Raw genomic sequence first — 16,599 nt, 5'->3', positions numbered from 1 at the left:
GCTTATGCTCCATTCGCGGTTTTTTTGTCACCGGCACCGTTCACAACGGGTTCCAAACCACTCGCTGCGCCCGTTGCTTGCGATGCTGCGGTGTCTGTGGCCGGTTTCTCGGTAGTGTCGGCGCTGGCCTTTGCCTCGGCTTCCTGCTTTGCGATCTTGTCCGCGTCGTCGATCAGATCGCCATCGCTGACGCGGCGGCGGTAGTACACGGTGTTCGGAACCTCGACGCCCGTGGCATCGGTCACATAACGGCGCAGCCCGGTTTCCATCGGTACGCGCAGCCCCTTGCGGGCAATCACTTTCATGAAGCGGCTCCTTTTTCCATATCGATTTGATCCTGCGCATCGGGCTCGTCGCTGGTGCCAGGCTTGATGAAATAGCTGAAAATCGTCGTTTTCCAGTCCGGCGTCGGCGGATCAATCTGACCGCCGTACTGCTCGAACAAGACACCGAGCGGCCCGTCGACCGATCCCTGCGGGAATGCGCCGAGAAACAACGATTCCTCCATCCATGCGGTGTGAAACTCCAGCGCATAGACCGACATCGCTTCCTTTCGGACCTGCGTGTTGAAAAGCGTGCGGATCGCACCTGGTGCCATCTGCCGGATCGGCAAGCCCAGGTCCTGGCTGTTCAGGAGATGCCTCACTGCGCTGATCAGCAGATTCGTGCCGACCTCACCAGACGAAGCACCGCCATGTCGGCCCGCCTGTTCATTGCGCAAGCTGCGCGCACCGACCAGCACGACAAACGTCGCCTCAGCCCGCCACTTCTCTCGGCTCGTCGAGTGCGGATCGGTTCGCTTCACACCACCGAACGTGACCCACGCGGCCGGCAGGCGACGCACGACCTCATCCAGTTCCTCATCGTCGAACTCGCCGCCGTAGGTCTTGACCTCGGCGACCATCTTTCCAAGGCCACGCTTCAGGCGATCGACTATCGCCAGCTCGACTGCGGTCACAATCGGCACGTACACTGGCATGGTTGCAGTCGCAGTCATCACGGTCACCTGTCACGCCGGCCGAACACACGGCCACCGCTGGCAAACTCGATCGTGCTTTCCGGCTGCGCGACCGGCTCCCCCGTCGACGACGCACCAAGCATGACGCTGCCGGCCGAGACCAGCTTCAGGAAATCGATCGCCGCCTTGTAGCGCTTCTCGATTTCTTCAGTCATGCGCGTCTCGCCGCCACACAGGCGATACCGCGCGATGTCGCCGCACAGCGTAGACAGCAGCTTCGGCGCTGGGTTAAGCGGAACCGTGTAACGGCCGGCGAGGTAGGCGTCGATTTCGACGGATGCGTTGTCGAGCGCATCGTCAAGCACGGCCACGTCCATCTCGCCGGTATTTTCGCGATCGGACAGCGAGATCACTTCACGCTGCCCGAATTGCCTGATCAGTTGATCTACGGTGGCGTACATATGGGTGCGTTACTTCTTCGTGCCCGTCTTCGATTGCGCGACATGCGCCTCGAATGCAGCCTTTTCATGATCGAAGCTGGCGATTTTCTCCGCGAGCACCGCCTCCTCGCGCTCGAATTCAGCGATGCGCTCCGCGAGCGCAGCCTTTTCGCGGGCGATGTCTTCCGCGCTGACCGAGAGGGCTTCCTCGCGCGCCCTCAGATCGACCTCGCGTTCGTCCAGTGCGAGCACGCGCTTGGCATCGTCGTCGCTCACACTGAGCGTGAGCGACGATGCGTTACTCAGCGCTTCGATCACATGCGACGCGTCGGCGTGCGGGAGCGCCGCCGCCTGCGCTTCGTCGAGTTCGATCGCCGTGTGACAGACGACCAGAGACTGGTCGCCGGTGATCGCAGCGTATGCGTCCGGATGAAGCTCGCCCAGCGGGATCGTTTTCGGCTTGACGCCAAACTCATGGCCACCGCGACGAAAGCCGTTCCTTGCGGAAGCCACGCGAATGGCCGGGTGTCGGTGTTTCTTGCTCATCTGTTACTCCTTCAGGTTCTGTAGCGGGAGCCTCTTTTGCCTCAGCTCCAGGACTGTCTTTCCCGCGCCATTTGGTCGGCGCGGGCTTACTCGCTCACAGGTATGGGTTATTCCAGCCAGGACGTCGCGAGGACGTCCGCGGAACCCTTCCAGATGTTGGTCGCGCCGTAGTTGTTCGCGTCGGCGTGAACGAGCTTGCGGGCCTTGCCTTCGAGCGACGGCGGCACCACGATCAGAGACGGGCGAACGCCGAGCGGCCGGCCGTTGTCACCCTTGAGCGACTGCATCGCGGCACGAGCGGCCTGATAGTTGTCCTCGTTCAGGTCGAGCTGCGATGCGTATGCAAGCTGCCAGAGGCCAAAGCCGACGTTCAGGCGCGCGTCCACGCCATAGCGAAACTGGGCGGCCGAGAACACCTGTTCATCGCTTTCCTGATCCATCGCGACGAAGTTGTACGGCTTGCGCGTCTGCTTGATCATCGGCTTCACCACGCGCGTCATGTCGAGCAGATACCAGGTGGGGCCGGCACCTGCCGCAAAGTTCGATACCGAACCGATCGAGCCGTCGGGATTCGTCACCGGATGGTCGGTATCGAAGAAGTACTGGCCGTCGTAGCAGATCTTCGAAGTGCCGTTCGCGAGCAAGCCGAACACCAGCTCGTCAGGATGCTGTTTGGCATCGAGGCCAAGCTGCGCCATCACGGGCTTGTAGACGCCGTAGGTGTCGTCCGAGATCGCATCGCGATCGACGCCGACCGTGTTCTCGAACCGCTTGTTCTTGATCGTGAAGTCGTGCGTCGCGAGGTTCTGGATCACGCGATCGCCGATCCATTCCCGGAAGCGCGTGGTCTGACCGAGCCACGGATAGACTTCCTGCGACGTGGTCGACGGCACGTCCATCGCGACGCGCTCCCAATCCGACGGCGCACCGTCGAATGCCTGCTGGAACACGGTGTTGAAACCGGTCATCAGGGCGCGCAGATTGGTGCGGTTGATTTCCATTTCTTCTTTCCTCTTGAGGGATGACGGGGTGGCGACGCGCGGTTCAGAACTCGACCCAGACGCCGAGCGAATCGACGTCGGCCACCTTGCCCGCGATCGAGCGCGTCGCACCGCCGTCGGTCTTCGCGACCGTCTGGTCGTCGACGATGTAGCAGTTGTTCCCCACATCGGCGAGCGAGATTTGGTCGGCGCCCGCCGAATTGGCAACACGCCAGAGGCCGCGCTTGATGGTCACGCCAATCGCGCCATCCGCGCCGTCGGTGTTGTCGATCTGCTCCTGAACGATGCCCGCGCCCTTGAGCGTCGCGGACGCGACGCCCGGCGTCAGAAAGCCGTTCGCGCCGTCGATCGCGGCGATCGCGCCGACGAAGAAACGCTTCGCGGCCTTGGCGGGATAACTGAATACGAGCCCGCCACGCTGCTGCGTGTCGCGGTCGGCGATGAGTGCGGTCATGCTTCTCTCCTGTATAGGTTGGATATCGGTGGCGATGCGTCAGGCGTTGGCATCGACCGGCTTTGCGAGCGACGTCTGATCGATGCCGAGTGCCTTGCACACGGCCGTCATCGCCACGTCGTCGGTCGGCGCATCGGGCCGCACACCAGCAGGCGGCTGGCCGCCGGTCTGGGTGGTAGTGAGCGCTGCGATCGGCTGCGCGCCCGACAGATAGGTCTTGAGCGACGCGATGTTGGTCTTGCCGAGATCGCGCGCCCACGCTTCTTGCGCCGGCAACAGCCGGCCGTCGGACAGCGCAGCAGTCACCAGCCCGTTGACCTCGTTGCCGCTGAGCTGCTCGGTGGCCACGGCGAGCTGAGTGCGCAGATCGGTCATCACAGCGATCGGCACGAAGCGGGCCGGATCAGCCTGGTTGGCCGACAGCGTGGCGATCTGGCTGTCCTTCTGTTGGAGCAGGGCCGGCAGGTTGACGCTGGCTGCGGCAACACCTGCTCCGCCCGACAGCGAGTCGATCAGCTTCTTCAACTGGGCGGTCACGTCATCGACGGTTGCGCCCACGGGCATGTTGAGCAGCCAGCGCAGCTGCTCCAGAAGTTCATCCATCTGGGTATCTCCGGAGGGTTGCGTGGAAAGAGCCGCCACGCCGGCAGGAACAGGAGCACCGGCGAGCATCGAAGCTGCTGCGAGCTGCACGTCGTCGAGGCAGTCGAGCGCCGGGTTGTTGGTCAGCGCGGCATGCAGGATTGCCGTGACGTTGCCGGACTTGTCGTATGCGAATACCGGTGAAAGGTAGCGGTATTCCTTCGCGTCGATCATGGCGCTTGCGCGCACCGTCCAGTCCACGTCGATTGCATACAGGCCGTCACCCTCACGCCATTCGAGTGTGCGAAACCACGCAGCGGCCGGTGCAGGCTGCCCATTGGTCGCGGCATTCAGCGTCTGGTGCTCGTAGTCGACGACGTACGCCGTCTCGCGCACCGAAGCAGCGGCGATCAGTTGTCGTGCGATCGCCGCGTCCATGTGCCACGCTGCGCATTCGGCGGGACGACCGTCACGCGCACGGAAATCGCCCGCCGGGAGCAGCTTCAGTTCGCTGCCTGACGATTCGATCTGTGCGCTGAGCGCGGCGATGAGGAGTGGATTTGCCATGTCGCCATGTTGACGACCGGCGAAGGGGAAAACGACCTTGAAGGGTTTCAGTACCCACCGATCTCAGCGGTTGGGTTGCGTCGCGCGGGGAGTGCGCGACATCCGGATGCCCCTGAGGCCGATTTTAACGGGGGTTTAACGCCCTCCAAACCACTGACCCGCTACCTTGGCATAGGCAAGGGGTCTGAACGGCTTAAATCAGGGGGTCCGGATTGGGGGCGTCAGCGGTCGACCAGGTTGCGCAGATAGCCTGCCACGGCTACCTCAATGTCGACGTTATCGGACTCGGTCAGCACGAGGAATGGACGGGCCGGCATCTTGATCGTCCAGCCCGAAGTACGCGTCCACTTTACTATCTTGACGCGCTTGTGGCTGTCTTTCGCGAACACGGCCAGATGCTCATGATCCTTCTGGCGCATGATCTGGCCACTGGCATCTTTGCGCAGACGCACATAGCCGGACATCGGGTGCCGCTCAATCTGGCCACCGAACTGGTGGATCGCTGCGTATACGAGGTTCGTGCCGACACGCGCCGTTGTCTCATCACTCCACCGGGAGACGCTGGCCGCGAGCCGGCCACTGCGCTGTAGCAGCTTGCCGACACCACCCTCGCGACGCCGTCGCTTCAGGGTCGATGGCGCCAGGCCAAGCCACTTCGGACGGCCTTCGGCGGCGAAATTGTCCTCGACGGCCTCATGCATCATGGTCGCGACCAGCCCCATGATCCGGCCTGGCCGCTGTAGCGTCCTATATAGCCGCCGCATGGTTTCGCTCAACCGAGCGTCGTCGATCTCGATTAGCTGCATGGTCTATACTCCGTTTGACGCAGCCGTATATGCCGGACCCGCTTCCGGATCGACGAAGGGCTGCGGCGCGAATGGCCGTCGGCGAGGGACGGCCATTCTCATTTCTGCGGCCGGCGCCAGCGTAGGAACGTCCCGCGTTGACCATCTATGTAGGCACGTCGCGCCTCGGCCGACTTGCCGACCTTGGGTGGGAAGGTTGTCACACCGGTCCAGCCATCCTTACACTGCTCGAAGATCGCAAGCCCCCAGTCTCCGCTTTCCGTCTCCAGTGCCCGGATGTATCGCCGGCGCAGTGTCCAGCCGTCGCCGACCTGCGACCACGCGAGCCAGATTTCATCGGGATCTTTCACCGCATCGGCAAGCACCTGCATATACGGTCCACGCCCGAATTTGTCGGCCTTCCAGTTGCCAGCCGTATCGCGGAACAGCCCATCGTTGATCTGCAGCACGTCACCGGCAACGTCGGTATACGTCACGGGCTTACCGATGTCCGCGCCGAACCGGGACAGGAACGCCTCCGCATAGTGCTGCGGGGACTCGCCGGCCGACAACAGCGCATCGGATCGCACCCTGTTCGCCGCTGGCAGCGGCGGCAACTCGGCACCGTGCGGCAGCGTCTGCGGAAGTGTGTCGAGCGGCGGTGGCGTGAACGGCCGCTGCCATGCCGCACCTGGGTTCGCGCCGAAGCCCGGATCGGGCGCGATGGTCTGGCCAGTGGCCGGATCGGTGTAAGCGATGGCGGGCCGGGTCTGGTTATCGCGACCGACGACCTGGTCGATCTGCTTCAGGTTGGCCCGGCCGGCGCGCACGGCGATACCGTTTTTCTCGATGTAGCCGGCCGTGCGTGTGCGCACACGGCACCGACAGCGGTATCCGTTGGGCGGATAGAACGTCTGCCAGAACGGATCGTCATATCGGTACACCGAGCCGGCTAGAACGCGGTGAGCCGGTCGCGTGCGGCTGTCGAGGATCGCCACGTACTCCCAGTACGGATGCGTGTCGACCTGGTCGAGTTGGGTCGCGTAGCGTCCGGCCATGTACGCCGACTGCATGTTGGTCTGGAAGATCGTCTGCAGCCGACGCGTATTCAGGCGCTTGCCCTCGATCTCCCCGGTGTCGGGATCGACGATCATGCCCTGACCAAGCCAGCCCTTACGCTGCAGGACAGGCGAGATCTGGCGTTTAAAGTCATCGAAGGTCGTGCCTTTTTTTAACGCATCGCCCAGCGCTTGTCGGATATCTTGCAGCACGTCGACCTTCATCACGCCAGCGACCGTGAATGCCTTCGCATGTGCTTCGGCCGCCACGTCCTGCCAGCGGAAGCCGATTTGGTAGCCCTTTGACTCGAAGTATTCGACAGCCTTTTCCGGTTCCAGGCCGATTGCGTAGCCGAGATCGATGTCAGCTGGCATTCAACCGTCCCCACAGATCAGCGACGAACAGGCAGCGCGCGAGCATCGCTTCGAGCTGGGACGAATCCATTTGTGCGTTTGCCTCGAGCAGCAGTTCCGCTGCCTCATCGGGCGTCGCGCCACGACTAAGCGCGACCACGGCCGGACGCAGGATCGGCTCGAGCGCGTCGACGAGCGGCGAGGCCGGCAGTGCGTCGACCGTTTGGTCTAGCGCATGCTGGTCAGGGTAGACGATTTCGCCGGCCGAATTGGTCAGCACGGCCCGGTAGCGCATCACGGCTTTCTTCGGATCGGCTCCTACCGGTGGCCGCTGATCTGCGCGCTCGGACGGCGGCAGTGTCATCTCGGGCTTGGCAATCTGTAGCAGCTCCTCACCGTCCGCCGGTTCGGGGATCATCAACTTGTCCTGCGCCCACTCGCGGCCAACCTTGAATCCGGCAGCGATCAGTGGTGGCAGCGTCGTGGCCCACATGGAGACGTCGGCGGATTCACGCGCGTCGATCTCGTATCGCGGCATGCGGCTCGGATTGGTCAGGCCGAAATTCAGTGCGCACAGCGGATAAAGCAGGTTGCGCGTGATCGATTCCGCCACCTGGCTTGCATCGGACTTGAGCAGATCGCGCCGCACCTCGTTGTGCGTCTTGCCGAGGGCATTCGTCGAAGTCTTGCCGTCAGCCTGCGAGGTGAGCGTGCCGCCGAGTATCGCCTTCGACTGGCACAACTCGCACCACTGGATCATGAGCTGGAACGGGTCGGCCTGACCGGCTGCCGCGTTCTGGAATTCGATCTTCATTCCCTCGGGCAGGATGCCCGAAGCGTTGTGTCCGATCTCCATCACCGCGCGCAGCAGCTTCGCTTTCTCTGCATCAGATGCTCCCACCTGATACTGACCGATGCGGATCGGCATGCCGTAGATTTCCAGAAACTCGGCGAGGTCCGTACTCGCGTACATCTTGAACACAAACGGCCACGCCAGCACGCGATGCAGGCCGCCGCGCGTGAGATAGCCGCTTTTTGCCCGGTGCTTGTGGACGAGCCAGCCAAACGGCAGCAGCGGTTGGCCATTCGACGAATTGTCGCGCAGGCGCAGATCGTTACCATCGTAGAGCGGCGTGCGGAACCACCGCTGCGGCCGATGGGTAAGAGCCTTCGGAAGCCATGCCGTACCGAGGCGCGTCCACTCGATCTCCTGCGCCGAGAAGCCATGTCCGACCCCGTCCATGCAGTCGAATAGCACCTCATCCATGTTGAGCATGCCGTCCAGCCATTCGGCCAATTGAGCCGCCTGCTTCTTTTCAGTGGCGCTCGCGTTCTTCGGCGGAACGACGCGACGGTCGATCGTGATGAGCGCGCGGCGACGCTTGCTCATCTCCGCGAACAGATGCGTATCCCGCTCCTCCATGTCGTTGAACAGGTCGGACTGCGCCATCAGGTCGCCCAGTTCGGCCTGTTCGAGGATGCGGTGCAGCTTCTGCGGCGTGAGTCGGCGGCCCGGGTGCTGCGCAAAGTCGCGCGTAATCCAGCCGAGCTTTGCGGTCTGCGGCTCGTCCAGCACTTCACGCTGAATCGGGTTGCCGTGTATATCGACGATCTGTCCCATGACGTTTTCCTTTTATCTCCAGCTGCTGGATGACCAGCGGTCAATCTCGCGTTCCATGTCGTCGTCCTGGTCCTCCGCACGGAATCCCGACCGGGCCGGCACGTATCCGTCGTTACCGGTATATCCACGCGTTTGCGCCAGCATCCACAGGATGTGCAGGGCCGACAGGCCGTCGTAGTGGTGCGCGCCTTGCGGCTCCGGCCACGAGTCCAGCTCCGCGAGCAGCGCAGTGAGCGCCGGATGAATAAGCAGTGACGGCGCGATGCGGTCGGTGATGTATGGCTCCAGCGAGTCGATACGCACTTCCGGTGCGACGGTGGCGGTCACCGCGACAAGCGGCAGCGGCACGCCCGCACGCAACCCGGTACGCAGCAGGTCCTGCCGCGCCCATTCGTATGCGTTGTTGTTCTCAAAGCCGAATGCGAGGCACCGGTATTCGCGTTGCACGGCGATCAGGTCGGCCGCGAGCTTCGACGGCACGCGCCGCTTGATCTCCGCATACTCGACGTGCAGCTTGCGACTGACCACGTCCAGTCCGCCCACGAGGATCGCGGACGGGTCCGAGCTTTCGCCTTTGCCCATCGACGGGTCGCAGGCTCCGAACATCAGCCACTGCGCCAGCTTGTTGACCCAGAACGTGATGTGCCCAAAAACCTTGTCGTCTTCGGTGCGCGGGTCCCCCTGCATTTCGGTAGCGAATGCGCGCGGCGACTTTGCACGCTGACGCATGAGCCAGTACAGCGTGCGCACTGATGGCCACGAGATCACCGCGCCTTCGTCCATCTCCGCACGGTGCGCGGCATAGAACTGGTACGACGGCAGCGCGTCGTCGCTGATCACGTGACCGTCTTTCGCCGCCTGGTCGACCGCCCCCTTGTCGGCGTTGAGCATCAGCTCCTCGCACTGCTGCCACAGATCCATGTTGGCCGGCATCTGCGCAATCGCGCGGAAGTGATGCACGATGTGGCCAATGCTCTTCTTCGCGCGGGAGATCGGATCATCCTTGTTGAGGACGGTACCGACGCCGACGTATTTCACGCTTCCATCCGGCGGGCCAAGATAGTCGATGGCCTTTTCCAGCCACGTCCAGCGGTTCTCGCGCTCGGTCGGGCTTTTCGCCTCGGCGTCGGTGATCAGGTCGTCGCCGAAGAGCACCTTCGGGCGGCTTGCACCGTGGAACGTACCGCGAATCGCCTGCTCAGCGCCGAACGGCTCGACCTTGACGCCGTTCTTCGACACGAACTCGCCGACCTTCCAGACAGCTCCCTTGCCGCACACTTCGGGGAAGTCAAGCGCAAGCGCCGCGTTGGCGGTCAGCTCGGTCTTGACCACCTCGAGCAGCTTGGTCGGCAGCGAGGTTTCTGCGCCGAGCAGGATGAGATAGTCGAGATATGGCGGAATCTTGCCGGTCCAGCCAATCTCGCGGCGCACATCGTCGCGTTGCAGCAGCCCCTGCACGATGATGTACACGGGGCCAATCTTGGTTGCAAGAGAGGACTTTGCCTCGCCGCGCGGCGCAACCCACCACTCGCGCGTGCCGCCAGACTGGCGCAGCAGCTTTGGGAAGCGGTCGCACAGGTGTGCCTGGAACAGCGATGGCTCGCCGCGGATGTGGTGTGGAAAGTACGTGTAGGCGAAGAAGCGATAATCGCCGTCGACAAGCACACGACGGCGACGGGCAAGACGAGCCTCGGGCGATGGATCGAGACCAGTCGAAAACGCCTCGATGTCGCGCCGAAGCTCGGCAGCCAGCTCCGCGATTTCCTTGTGGAAATCCTTCTCGGTGAATTTCTGCGCCATCTCATTCCTGCGCAGCGCAAATACGATCGAACAGTCGGTAGACGTCGACGCCATCGAGACAATGCGGTGTATGCCTGACTCGAACCTTGTCGCCAGTCACCAGCTCGACGTCCAGGCATGTGTCGCCATACGAGTCAATCTTGGCCGACACGATGTGCTCCGTGTTGACCGCGCGGTGCTGATCCAGCTTGATGATCATGGCAGCTCCTATCCGTAGGCTACGCTCAGCTCTTCGCCGAACGGCACAAGAATCTCGGCGAATGCTTCAACGTGGCTCGGGTGGTGCTCCCTCACGAATGCGGCGAGACGCTGCACGACACCCATCGCTACGGCAAGCTCGTTGGTCTCAGGCAGTACACGCTTGCTCGCGTTGATTGTCTTGTTGTACGCGTCGGCAAGGCTCGCGAGCATGTCCACCTTCTGCGCAGCCGGCATCTCACTCGATTCGATCTCCGTGAGAGTCGTCTGATACTGCGCCACGAGTCCAGCGAGCATCTGACGCGCAGCGCTTTCAACACCACCGCCGGCCATCAGTTGCGCCGCCTGCGCTTTTTCCCAGTCGTCACCGACTGAGAGCGCATCCTCCTTCCAGCGGCGCGCTGTGGAATATGCAACACCATGCTTCGATGCCGAGATTTCGAGAGACAGGCGATCGAATACGAACGATCGCCTGACCTTGTCGCGAGTTTCCTTCGGATAGGCCATCTGCGATCAGAAGCCGAGCTTGTGCCGCACGAACTGCAGGCCGAGTGCAACGATGCCTCCCGACACGGCACCAGACACGCCACCCGCGATCGCGCCGTTGCGCACGGCCAGCTTTTGCGCATCGTCGATCTTCGTCGACAGCGCGCCGATGTCCGAGTCGATCTTGTGCAGCAGCGCGAGCTGTTCACTGCCCGCCGTCGTGGTCGCCCCCGCTGTGGAGCTTGCCGCCGAGGTATTCGTGCCGGTTTCCTGTGGCGTGGCAGTCGGTGCATCCGGTTGTGCCGTCGCCCCCGCTGCGTCTGCGATCCGTACCGAAACCTGATTCGTGCCTGCGTTGATGTCGCTCATTTTTTTCCCATCACATGGTTATAAAGCTCGTTGATCTTCGCTTCGATACGCACAAACATCTCGCGCGTCTCATTGCGCTCGTCGCGTACCTCGGAGCGTTGCGCATATTCGCGCGCCACCGTTTCGCGGTATTGCGCGAAGCTATCGGCAAGCTCCTGCAGATCGTCGCGCAGCTCCTTTCGATCGCTCGACACTCGCTTGATCCACGCTCCGCACGCAGCGATAGTGATAAACCACAGTGCGCCGATGACAGCGGTCAGGATCGTTTTTCCGTCAACGATGAATTGCATAGCCTCTCTGCCTGAGTCGTTCTTCGCACCGCTTTTGACACTCGATGCAGAACCTGCATCCCGGTACTGCATCGCGGCGTGCTTTCGGTATCTCGGCGCCGCACGCTTCATTGGCGCAATGCGTCGGCGAATCCGTTGTCTTCTGTGGAAGCGGCCGTGTGCCGGCCGCGATTACGAGCGCGCGGTATTGCTCCTCGACGACGCTCGCGTGGTCGAAATCGTCCATGCGTCTCCCGGTTACTGGGCACCGGACGCGGCCGATGCTGGCTGCTGCAGGCCACGAATCTCGCTCAGTTTTCGCTCTGCGGTACGGCGGCCGCTGGCGTAGTCGACGAGCCAGTCGAGGATGTCTCGCTGTGATACCCCGGAGTCAGCGGCTTCACCACTTCCGGCTGCGAAAGCAGTGCTGCCGGAATCGGCACCGGCCGACACGGCTGCGTCAGGATCATCTGCACCGACGGCGGCGTTCCACAACCGGACAAAGCCCCGGCTGAAAACGCAGCGATACACAGGATCAGCGGCGCTCGCGGACGACGGCGCGACAGCATGCACAGACGCCGCAATGTGAGGTTGTGCAACATGGTCGATCTCCTTCTTCATGGCGTCCGACTTCACATCGTCGGCGTGCTGGTCGATGAAAAATTTCGATTCAGCCGCCTGACCGCGCGCGACGCCCGATGCATAGTCGGCGAAGGCGGCGGCGACCGATGAGGCAGCGTCCGAGTTGAGCGTGGCCTTGTAGTCGCCGAGGTTCTTCTCGCCGATCACCTCGGCGTTGTGAAAACCGAAGTCGTAGATCTTCACGCACGCGAATGCGAACGCGACCGCGACGACGATCCAGATTCCTACCTTGAAATAGCCAGAAAAAGGATTCATTCGGGTGTCCCTTGTTGGCGGCCACCGCGCCATGCGCCGATGGCCTGGATGACGGCCGAGTAGCCGCCCACGCACCCGAGGTACGTGAGCCAGACGTCGACCGTGAGCGTATGCATTACGCCCTGGTAGATAAACATGCCCGTCGCTGTGGCCGACGCAATGTTCGGCCACAACTTCGAGTGCGAGAGCTTGCCGTCGAGGCCGGTGATGAGATCGCGAAGCGCCATGCTGGAACCGTTATGCGATGGCTACGATGCCGCCAGCTTGCTTGTAGGCGGCGGTGAGCATCGCGATGTCGTTCTGGTGCTGCCCGTAGCTGTTGCCGGGCAGCGATGCCCAGATGTTCGAGCAGGCGGCGATCGCAGCCGCAATGTGCCCGGACTGAATCAGGGGCAGCGCGCGCTGCTCGCGGATCTGCTGCAGCGCTATCAGGTCCTGCGAAAGCGGACTGAAGTCGTGCAGCCCGAGCAGCCTGGCATACGGCATGTAGTAGCGGAAGAGCAGTTGATAGGCGCCCGCTGCCGTCGAGTTCAGTTCGCGATTGAGGATGTTCGGATGGGTCGCATAGCTTTCGAAGAGACGCACGTCGGCCGGAATCGACTTGCCGCTGCGCGTCATCGGGCCGTGTGAGCCGACGAGCACGTTATAGCCGTCGTCGCTGTGCGCACGCGTATATGCATCGATCTCGCTCGCCTTGATCATTCCGAGGAACGCGACGACGTTCTTCCCGCCTGCCTGTTCTGCCGTGATTCGTGCCATCCCGTATTCCTGTGTGTGGTGTACGGGACAATTGTGTTTTCAGGGGAGGGTTAGTGGAATCGTGAAGGACTTCAGTACCAAAGAAAAAGCCCCGCATGGCGGGGCTTCGTGGTGTTGGGCACGACAACAACTTCGTTGCCGGCAAGCCATTCTACTAGCAGAGTAGCGGCCCGTTAAAAGAGCGGGATCTGGTCAGTGGATTTAACGGTGTCGTCCGTTTTTTTGAGAATCGACCAGACCATTCGGTCGGTAATCCCATGCTTGATCGCGATCTTTGATACTGCATGCAGCGCGCTGCTCTCCCTGGTCAATTTATCGAATTCGGCACGCAGCTGACGGTCGCGCAGCTCACGCCATGCTGCACTACACGTCGGAATTGGGATACGTTCTCCACCGAAGTGCCGACACATCTCGCTCGCCGCATCCGGACCGATGTGCTCCGCCAGCTCCTCGTATCGCGCTTCTCCCTCCCGATTGCCGCGTTTCGGTACTGGGAACACCACGCCCGGTATTCTCATGATCAGCATGATGAATGCAGGCAAGCCAATCACGGCCACGATGCGCTTCGCAGTTCGTGGTAACAGGTGTTCGACTTCATGCAGGTCCATCACGCACCTCCCTGCGCCGATTCGCATCTACCTGTAGGGCAGTGATCAGCTTGCCGAGCATCTGGCCGTCACAGAACTCGATCGCATCGACCTTGCAGATGCGCTTAACCATGCCCGAGAGATAATCCCACGGCCGGCCAGCATCAGCGAGTAGCGCCTCTATCTTCTGCAGGCGCTGCGCGCGCGACCCGTCCATGCTGGGACGTCGTCCGACCGTGCGTTTCGGTTTGAATCCGCAGCGCTCGAAGTGCTTCAGCAGCTTGTGAGCGCCTTCTGGCGTCAGGTCCTTCGCGGAACTGACGCCGGCAACACTATGCAGTACCGTTCGGTACTCGTCGTCGGTCATCGCAAGTTGTTGTTTCGCGATGTGTATCTTCGACAGAGTGGTTTTCGCGATCAGCATTACGACCTCCACCAGCGCCGCAGTTCCTTGCGGCAGAGACAAATCAAGAAGACGATGCCGATCACGATGGTGATCGTGTCAGACATTTAGCGGCTCCGTTCCGGTCGGATCGACCGACGTGTCAATGGGCACGCCAACCGATACCAAGATGATCGATTCGTTGTTGCGGGCGAAATGGCGCAGCATCGAACCGGACGACGTCCATGACGACATGCAGTACGTGAACGTCGCATCGAGATCGGGGAACACCTTCGCCGCTCGTCGCTTTCCGAAATCCTTGATGATCTGCGCACGTTGAGACGGCTTCCAACGCTTCACAGTGACTGGCCGGTAGAACCGATTTTCCTTCGCATCCGGCTTCAGATATTCGCCTCGGAACCAGCCGTTCACGTAGACCATCAGCTCGTATCGACGCGGCTTCGTCCGCTGCACCTGTATCGTGACCGTATCGCCATCGCAACGAAGCACGACACACCCGTACGGAAACGACAGCTCGGAGTCGATCCGTTGAATGTCCTGTTTCGATAGTTTCGACATGCGGCCTCCCTAGATCACAGCGAGGTCGAGGCTGATCGCGCGATACTCCTCGGTCTCGTCGTCACGCTCATACAGTCGGACATACGGCTTGCTGCCCGTCACCCGAATGCTGTCGCTGATCGCGCCCATTGCTTTCGTCCACTTCAGATCGTCGATCTTGAGGCGTCTCAATCCGAGAATGCGGCCCGTGTTCACGTTCCCTTCCTTGTCGACCTGGAATGCTTCGTTGATCAGCACCTTGATTTTGTCGTCGCTGCCTTCGGTCCATTCACGCAGGCACTCATCGATCAGTTCCTTTGCGGCTTGCAGTCGCTCGTCGAACTGGATGTGCTCCGCGATCTGCCGGACGATCTTGTAACGGCCATCGAACGTGACCAGCGAAATGTTGCCCTTTGCGCCGCCGGCCTTCACGCCGTACTGTTCATGACTGGCCTCGACGAATGCGGCGATATCGGTGAAGGCACGCGTTTTGAACTCGGCCATGATCGTCTGGAGGCGCTTCGCGTCGTCGATCAGCGACGTGATGGTTTGGTCGCGCAGCTGGTCGATCGGCTCGACCAGCGATTCCGGAATGAGACGGCCACGAGCGTCTTTCACGTAGCCGGCCGGGATATGCTGTTCAGTCATGTTTTTTTCCTTCCTTCGAAAATTGGTTTATTTCCTTCGTGATGCGCCTCAGCTTGGTCAGGCTCTGCGCAACGTCGGGTGTCACCTGACGCGGGCCGGTCTGCTGTGCGTCGACGTGAATGGCTGGAACGTCGGGGTGCGGCGATGCGCGTGCTTCTGGCGTCCCGAGTCCGGCATGCCCCTGACGCTGCCGCTCGGTATTCGATTCCGCTCTTGACTCGGCCTTGTCCGCGAATCCAGCGAGCACCTCCAGTAGATATCCGCGTGTTTTCAGCGGGAGCTTTAACCGGCCTTGGTCGCGCTGCGCGAGCATGTGATCGAAGCCCTGACGCCAATAGTCAATCGGGCATGGCCAGGTGCGCCCGTTGCGCTCGATTTGCGCGGCACGGATCATCGGTGCCAGTTCGTTGATCAGGGCTGCAATGCGCGAATGGCTCATCTGGCTCTTCACGGGCGCGAACAGGCCGATGTAACGTAGAAGTGGCTTCACGAACGTCTCGCCAGCTGGATGAGCCTCGACGATTGCATTGAGCGCCTCGCGCGGCGCGTCGTCGGCCAGCAGCACGTCGAGGCTCATCACCGCACGGCAGTTCGGGCAACAGAGTTGCGGGAGCGGCATCAGTGCACCTTGCGCGTCAGATCGCCTTTCACGACGACACGCTTCTCACAGAACGTACTTACGGTTTGCAAGACGGCATCCGCGCCCCCCGTTACGTGCGCGACGACAATCTTCGATATCTCTCCTGTCAGGCTGTTCAGGACATCCTTGACTGCGACCAGCTCAGACGAGATGACCACGCCGGTACGATTGGCAATATCGAGAGCCTTGCGCAATTCCTGGACGGTCATCGTCGACCACGGATCGTCGCCGCCGCAGTTGTATGGCGGCAGTGATTCCTGCTCTCGTTTTTCCCGAGCATCGCCGTCCCACCGCTGAGCCTGCAGGATTTTTGCGGATTCATTTGCCTCCTCAAGCCGTTCACGCAGGCGAGGATTGCCCTCCAGCCGAGCATCGAGGATCGCGGCAACGCCGCGATGGTCGCCAAGAACGTGCTGCATCAATACGCGGTCGATCAGACCGGCGAGCTCGCAGCCGACTGCATCGCGTTCCTTGAGCGCTTCCGCGCACGCCAGCAGTTCGACCTTCACTCGATTCAGCTCACGCCGGAGTTCCGGCACGGTATCGAAGCCATCCGGATTTTCGATATCCGGGATTTTGTTTTCATCACTCATGTAGCACTCCTTAAAATAATTTCGTTTCGCGTTGCTTTTGGCACAAC

The 16,599-nt window shown here is 61.7% G+C and carries 25 protein-coding genes; all 25 read right to left on the bottom strand.

Annotation, left to right across the window (positions count from 1 at the left end):
* Window positions 1-2: 2 nt before the first annotated feature.
* The 25 genes from LIG30_RS06070 to LIG30_RS05955 all read right to left on the bottom strand — a co-directional run bounded on the left by LIG30_RS06070 (window position 3) and on the right by LIG30_RS05955 (window position 16,552).
* Entirely contained in the window at window positions 3-305 is a 303-nt protein-coding gene (locus tag LIG30_RS06070) for a DUF2635 domain-containing protein (RefSeq protein ID WP_038710520.1), read from the bottom strand.
* The gene (locus LIG30_RS06065; RefSeq protein ID WP_235510211.1) at window positions 302-997 is read right to left on the bottom strand and encodes a DUF1834 family protein; all 696 of its coding nucleotides are present in this window, start codon (window positions 995-997) and stop codon (window positions 302-304) included. Before LIG30_RS06065 ends, LIG30_RS06070 begins: the two co-directional genes overlap by 4 nt.
* A gap of 5 nt (window positions 998-1,002) precedes the next feature.
* A complete protein-coding gene (locus LIG30_RS06060) occupies window positions 1,003-1,419 on the bottom strand; it encodes a gp436 family protein (RefSeq protein ID WP_038710519.1) in 417 nt (138 codons plus the stop codon).
* A gap of 9 nt (window positions 1,420-1,428) precedes the next feature.
* Window positions 1,429-1,944 carry a hypothetical protein gene (locus tag LIG30_RS06055; RefSeq protein ID WP_038710517.1) on the bottom strand — a complete coding sequence of 172 codons (516 nt, stop codon included), beginning with the start codon at window positions 1,942-1,944 and terminating at the stop codon, window positions 1,429-1,431.
* 107 nt (window positions 1,945-2,051) lie between these two features.
* Window positions 2,052-2,945 carry a Mu-like prophage major head subunit gpT family protein gene (locus LIG30_RS06050; protein ID WP_038710516.1) on the bottom strand — a complete coding sequence of 298 codons (894 nt, stop codon included), beginning with the start codon at window positions 2,943-2,945 and terminating at the stop codon, window positions 2,052-2,054.
* Window positions 2,946-2,988: 43 nt separating this feature from the next.
* A complete protein-coding gene (locus tag LIG30_RS06045; RefSeq protein WP_038710514.1) occupies window positions 2,989-3,399 on the bottom strand; it encodes a hypothetical protein in 411 nt (136 codons plus the stop codon).
* Between the two features lie 39 nt (window positions 3,400-3,438).
* Entirely contained in the window at window positions 3,439-4,548 is a 1,110-nt protein-coding gene (locus LIG30_RS06040) for a phage protease (RefSeq protein ID WP_038710512.1), read from the bottom strand.
* Window positions 4,549-4,769: 221 nt separating this feature from the next.
* Complete coding sequence (locus tag LIG30_RS06035; protein ID WP_038710511.1) at window positions 4,770-5,354, bottom strand: phage virion morphogenesis protein; 585 nt, start codon at window positions 5,352-5,354, stop codon at window positions 4,770-4,772.
* 98 nt (window positions 5,355-5,452) lie between these two features.
* Window positions 5,453-6,766, bottom strand: coding sequence for a PBECR2 nuclease fold domain-containing protein (locus LIG30_RS06030; RefSeq protein ID WP_038710510.1), 1,314 nt, complete (start codon window positions 6,764-6,766; stop codon window positions 5,453-5,455).
* Window positions 6,756-8,366 (bottom strand): DUF935 domain-containing protein, encoded by a 1,611-nt coding sequence (locus LIG30_RS06025; RefSeq protein ID WP_038710509.1) that lies wholly within the window; start codon window positions 8,364-8,366, stop codon window positions 6,756-6,758. The genes LIG30_RS06030 and LIG30_RS06025 overlap by 11 nt, the downstream gene beginning before the upstream one ends.
* Before the next feature lie 12 nt (window positions 8,367-8,378).
* On the bottom strand, window positions 8,379-10,166 hold the full coding sequence (locus tag LIG30_RS06020) for a hypothetical protein (protein ID WP_038710507.1): 1,788 nt from the start codon (window positions 10,164-10,166) through the stop codon (window positions 8,379-8,381).
* A gap of 1 nt (window position 10,167) precedes the next feature.
* Entirely contained in the window at window positions 10,168-10,365 is a 198-nt protein-coding gene (locus LIG30_RS06015) for a hypothetical protein (RefSeq protein WP_038710506.1), read from the bottom strand.
* An 8-nt stretch (window positions 10,366-10,373) separates the two neighbouring features.
* Window positions 10,374-10,871, bottom strand: a complete 498-nt coding sequence (locus LIG30_RS06010; RefSeq protein ID WP_038710505.1) for a DUF1804 family protein — start codon at window positions 10,869-10,871, stop codon at window positions 10,374-10,376.
* 6 nt (window positions 10,872-10,877) lie between these two features.
* Window positions 10,878-11,219 (bottom strand): hypothetical protein, encoded by a 342-nt coding sequence (locus LIG30_RS06005; protein WP_038710504.1) that lies wholly within the window; start codon window positions 11,217-11,219, stop codon window positions 10,878-10,880.
* Window positions 11,216-11,509: a hypothetical protein gene (locus tag LIG30_RS06000; RefSeq protein WP_056405824.1), complete on the bottom strand. Its 294-nt coding sequence runs from the start codon at window positions 11,507-11,509 to the stop codon at window positions 11,216-11,218. Before LIG30_RS06000 ends, LIG30_RS06005 begins: the two co-directional genes overlap by 4 nt.
* Complete coding sequence (locus tag LIG30_RS25085) at window positions 11,493-11,735, bottom strand: TraR/DksA C4-type zinc finger protein (protein ID WP_038710501.1); 243 nt, start codon at window positions 11,733-11,735, stop codon at window positions 11,493-11,495. The genes LIG30_RS06000 and LIG30_RS25085 overlap by 17 nt, the downstream gene beginning before the upstream one ends.
* A gap of 11 nt (window positions 11,736-11,746) precedes the next feature.
* Window positions 11,747-12,385, bottom strand: coding sequence for a hypothetical protein (locus LIG30_RS05995; RefSeq protein WP_051994889.1), 639 nt, complete (start codon window positions 12,383-12,385; stop codon window positions 11,747-11,749).
* A complete protein-coding gene (locus LIG30_RS05990) occupies window positions 12,382-12,612 on the bottom strand; it encodes a hypothetical protein (protein ID WP_038710500.1) in 231 nt (76 codons plus the stop codon). The genes LIG30_RS05995 and LIG30_RS05990 overlap by 4 nt, the downstream gene beginning before the upstream one ends.
* A gap of 10 nt (window positions 12,613-12,622) precedes the next feature.
* Window positions 12,623-13,144, bottom strand: coding sequence for a glycoside hydrolase family 24 protein (locus tag LIG30_RS05985; RefSeq protein WP_038710498.1), 522 nt, complete (start codon window positions 13,142-13,144; stop codon window positions 12,623-12,625).
* 173 nt (window positions 13,145-13,317) lie between these two features.
* A complete protein-coding gene (locus tag LIG30_RS05980) occupies window positions 13,318-13,752 on the bottom strand; it encodes a Mor transcription activator family protein (RefSeq protein ID WP_038710496.1) in 435 nt (144 codons plus the stop codon).
* Window positions 13,739-14,155: a gp16 family protein gene (locus LIG30_RS05975; protein ID WP_038710544.1), complete on the bottom strand. Its 417-nt coding sequence runs from the start codon at window positions 14,153-14,155 to the stop codon at window positions 13,739-13,741. Before LIG30_RS05975 ends, LIG30_RS05980 begins: the two co-directional genes overlap by 14 nt.
* Before the next feature lie 78 nt (window positions 14,156-14,233).
* Complete coding sequence (locus tag LIG30_RS05970) at window positions 14,234-14,692, bottom strand: hypothetical protein (protein WP_038710495.1); 459 nt, start codon at window positions 14,690-14,692, stop codon at window positions 14,234-14,236.
* Window positions 14,693-14,701: 9 nt separating this feature from the next.
* The gene (locus tag LIG30_RS05965; protein ID WP_038710494.1) at window positions 14,702-15,319 is read right to left on the bottom strand and encodes a DUF3164 family protein; all 618 of its coding nucleotides are present in this window, start codon (window positions 15,317-15,319) and stop codon (window positions 14,702-14,704) included.
* Window positions 15,312-15,896 carry a hypothetical protein gene (locus LIG30_RS05960; RefSeq protein ID WP_083493927.1) on the bottom strand — a complete coding sequence of 195 codons (585 nt, stop codon included), beginning with the start codon at window positions 15,894-15,896 and terminating at the stop codon, window positions 15,312-15,314. The genes LIG30_RS05965 and LIG30_RS05960 overlap by 8 nt, the downstream gene beginning before the upstream one ends.
* 41 nt (window positions 15,897-15,937) lie before the next feature.
* Complete coding sequence (locus LIG30_RS05955) at window positions 15,938-16,552, bottom strand: hypothetical protein (RefSeq protein WP_038710492.1); 615 nt, start codon at window positions 16,550-16,552, stop codon at window positions 15,938-15,940.
* Window positions 16,553-16,599: the final 47 nt, after the last annotated feature.

This window comes from Burkholderia sp. lig30, from assembly GCF_000687455.2.
Taxonomy (GTDB): domain Bacteria; phylum Pseudomonadota; class Gammaproteobacteria; order Burkholderiales; family Burkholderiaceae; genus Burkholderia.
This window is presented reverse-complemented; position numbering and strand designations above follow the sequence as displayed.

Coding starts and splice junctions, on each gene's coding strand:
- LIG30_RS06070 (WP_038710520.1), bottom strand. CDS start 305: ATGAAAGTGATTGCCCGCAAGGGGCTGCGCGTACCGATGGAAACCGGG.
- LIG30_RS06065 (WP_235510211.1), bottom strand. CDS start 997: ATGACTGCGACTGCAACCATGCCAGTGTACGTGCCGATTGTGACCGCA.
- LIG30_RS05980 (WP_038710496.1), bottom strand. CDS start 13,752: ATGGACCTGCATGAAGTCGAACACCTGTTACCACGAACTGCGAAGCGC.
- LIG30_RS06050 (WP_038710516.1), bottom strand. CDS start 2,945: ATGGAAATCAACCGCACCAATCTGCGCGCCCTGATGACCGGTTTCAAC.
- LIG30_RS05970 (WP_038710495.1), bottom strand. CDS start 14,692: ATGTCGAAACTATCGAAACAGGACATTCAACGGATCGACTCCGAGCTG.
- LIG30_RS05990 (WP_038710500.1), bottom strand. CDS start 12,612: ATGGCGCTTCGCGATCTCATCACCGGCCTCGACGGCAAGCTCTCGCAC.
- LIG30_RS06045 (WP_038710514.1), bottom strand. CDS start 3,399: ATGACCGCACTCATCGCCGACCGCGACACGCAGCAGCGTGGCGGGCTC.
- LIG30_RS06035 (WP_038710511.1), bottom strand. CDS start 5,354: ATGCAGCTAATCGAGATCGACGACGCTCGGTTGAGCGAAACCATGCGG.
- LIG30_RS06025 (WP_038710509.1), bottom strand. CDS start 8,366: ATGGGACAGATCGTCGATATACACGGCAACCCGATTCAGCGTGAAGTG.
- LIG30_RS06015 (WP_038710506.1), bottom strand. CDS start 10,365: ATGATCATCAAGCTGGATCAGCACCGCGCGGTCAACACGGAGCACATC.
- LIG30_RS05960 (WP_083493927.1), bottom strand. CDS start 15,896: ATGAGCCTCGACGTGCTGCTGGCCGACGACGCGCCGCGCGAGGCGCTC.
- LIG30_RS05975 (WP_038710544.1), bottom strand. CDS start 14,155: ATGCTGATCGCGAAAACCACTCTGTCGAAGATACACATCGCGAAACAA.
- LIG30_RS06005 (WP_038710504.1), bottom strand. CDS start 11,219: ATGAGCGACATCAACGCAGGCACGAATCAGGTTTCGGTACGGATCGCA.
- LIG30_RS25085 (WP_038710501.1), bottom strand. CDS start 11,735: ATGGACGATTTCGACCACGCGAGCGTCGTCGAGGAGCAATACCGCGCG.
- LIG30_RS06030 (WP_038710510.1), bottom strand. CDS start 6,766: ATGCCAGCTGACATCGATCTCGGCTACGCAATCGGCCTGGAACCGGAA.
- LIG30_RS05995 (WP_051994889.1), bottom strand. CDS start 12,385: ATGAATCCTTTTTCTGGCTATTTCAAGGTAGGAATCTGGATCGTCGTC.
- LIG30_RS06040 (WP_038710512.1), bottom strand. CDS start 4,548: ATGGCAAATCCACTCCTCATCGCCGCGCTCAGCGCACAGATCGAATCG.
- LIG30_RS05965 (WP_038710494.1), bottom strand. CDS start 15,319: ATGACTGAACAGCATATCCCGGCCGGCTACGTGAAAGACGCTCGTGGC.
- LIG30_RS06020 (WP_038710507.1), bottom strand. CDS start 10,166: ATGGCGCAGAAATTCACCGAGAAGGATTTCCACAAGGAAATCGCGGAG.
- LIG30_RS05955 (WP_038710492.1), bottom strand. CDS start 16,552: ATGAGTGATGAAAACAAAATCCCGGATATCGAAAATCCGGATGGCTTC.
- LIG30_RS06055 (WP_038710517.1), bottom strand. CDS start 1,944: ATGAGCAAGAAACACCGACACCCGGCCATTCGCGTGGCTTCCGCAAGG.
- LIG30_RS06000 (WP_056405824.1), bottom strand. CDS start 11,509: ATGCAATTCATCGTTGACGGAAAAACGATCCTGACCGCTGTCATCGGC.
- LIG30_RS06060 (WP_038710519.1), bottom strand. CDS start 1,419: ATGTACGCCACCGTAGATCAACTGATCAGGCAATTCGGGCAGCGTGAA.
- LIG30_RS05985 (WP_038710498.1), bottom strand. CDS start 13,144: ATGGCACGAATCACGGCAGAACAGGCAGGCGGGAAGAACGTCGTCGCG.
- LIG30_RS06010 (WP_038710505.1), bottom strand. CDS start 10,871: ATGGCCTATCCGAAGGAAACTCGCGACAAGGTCAGGCGATCGTTCGTA.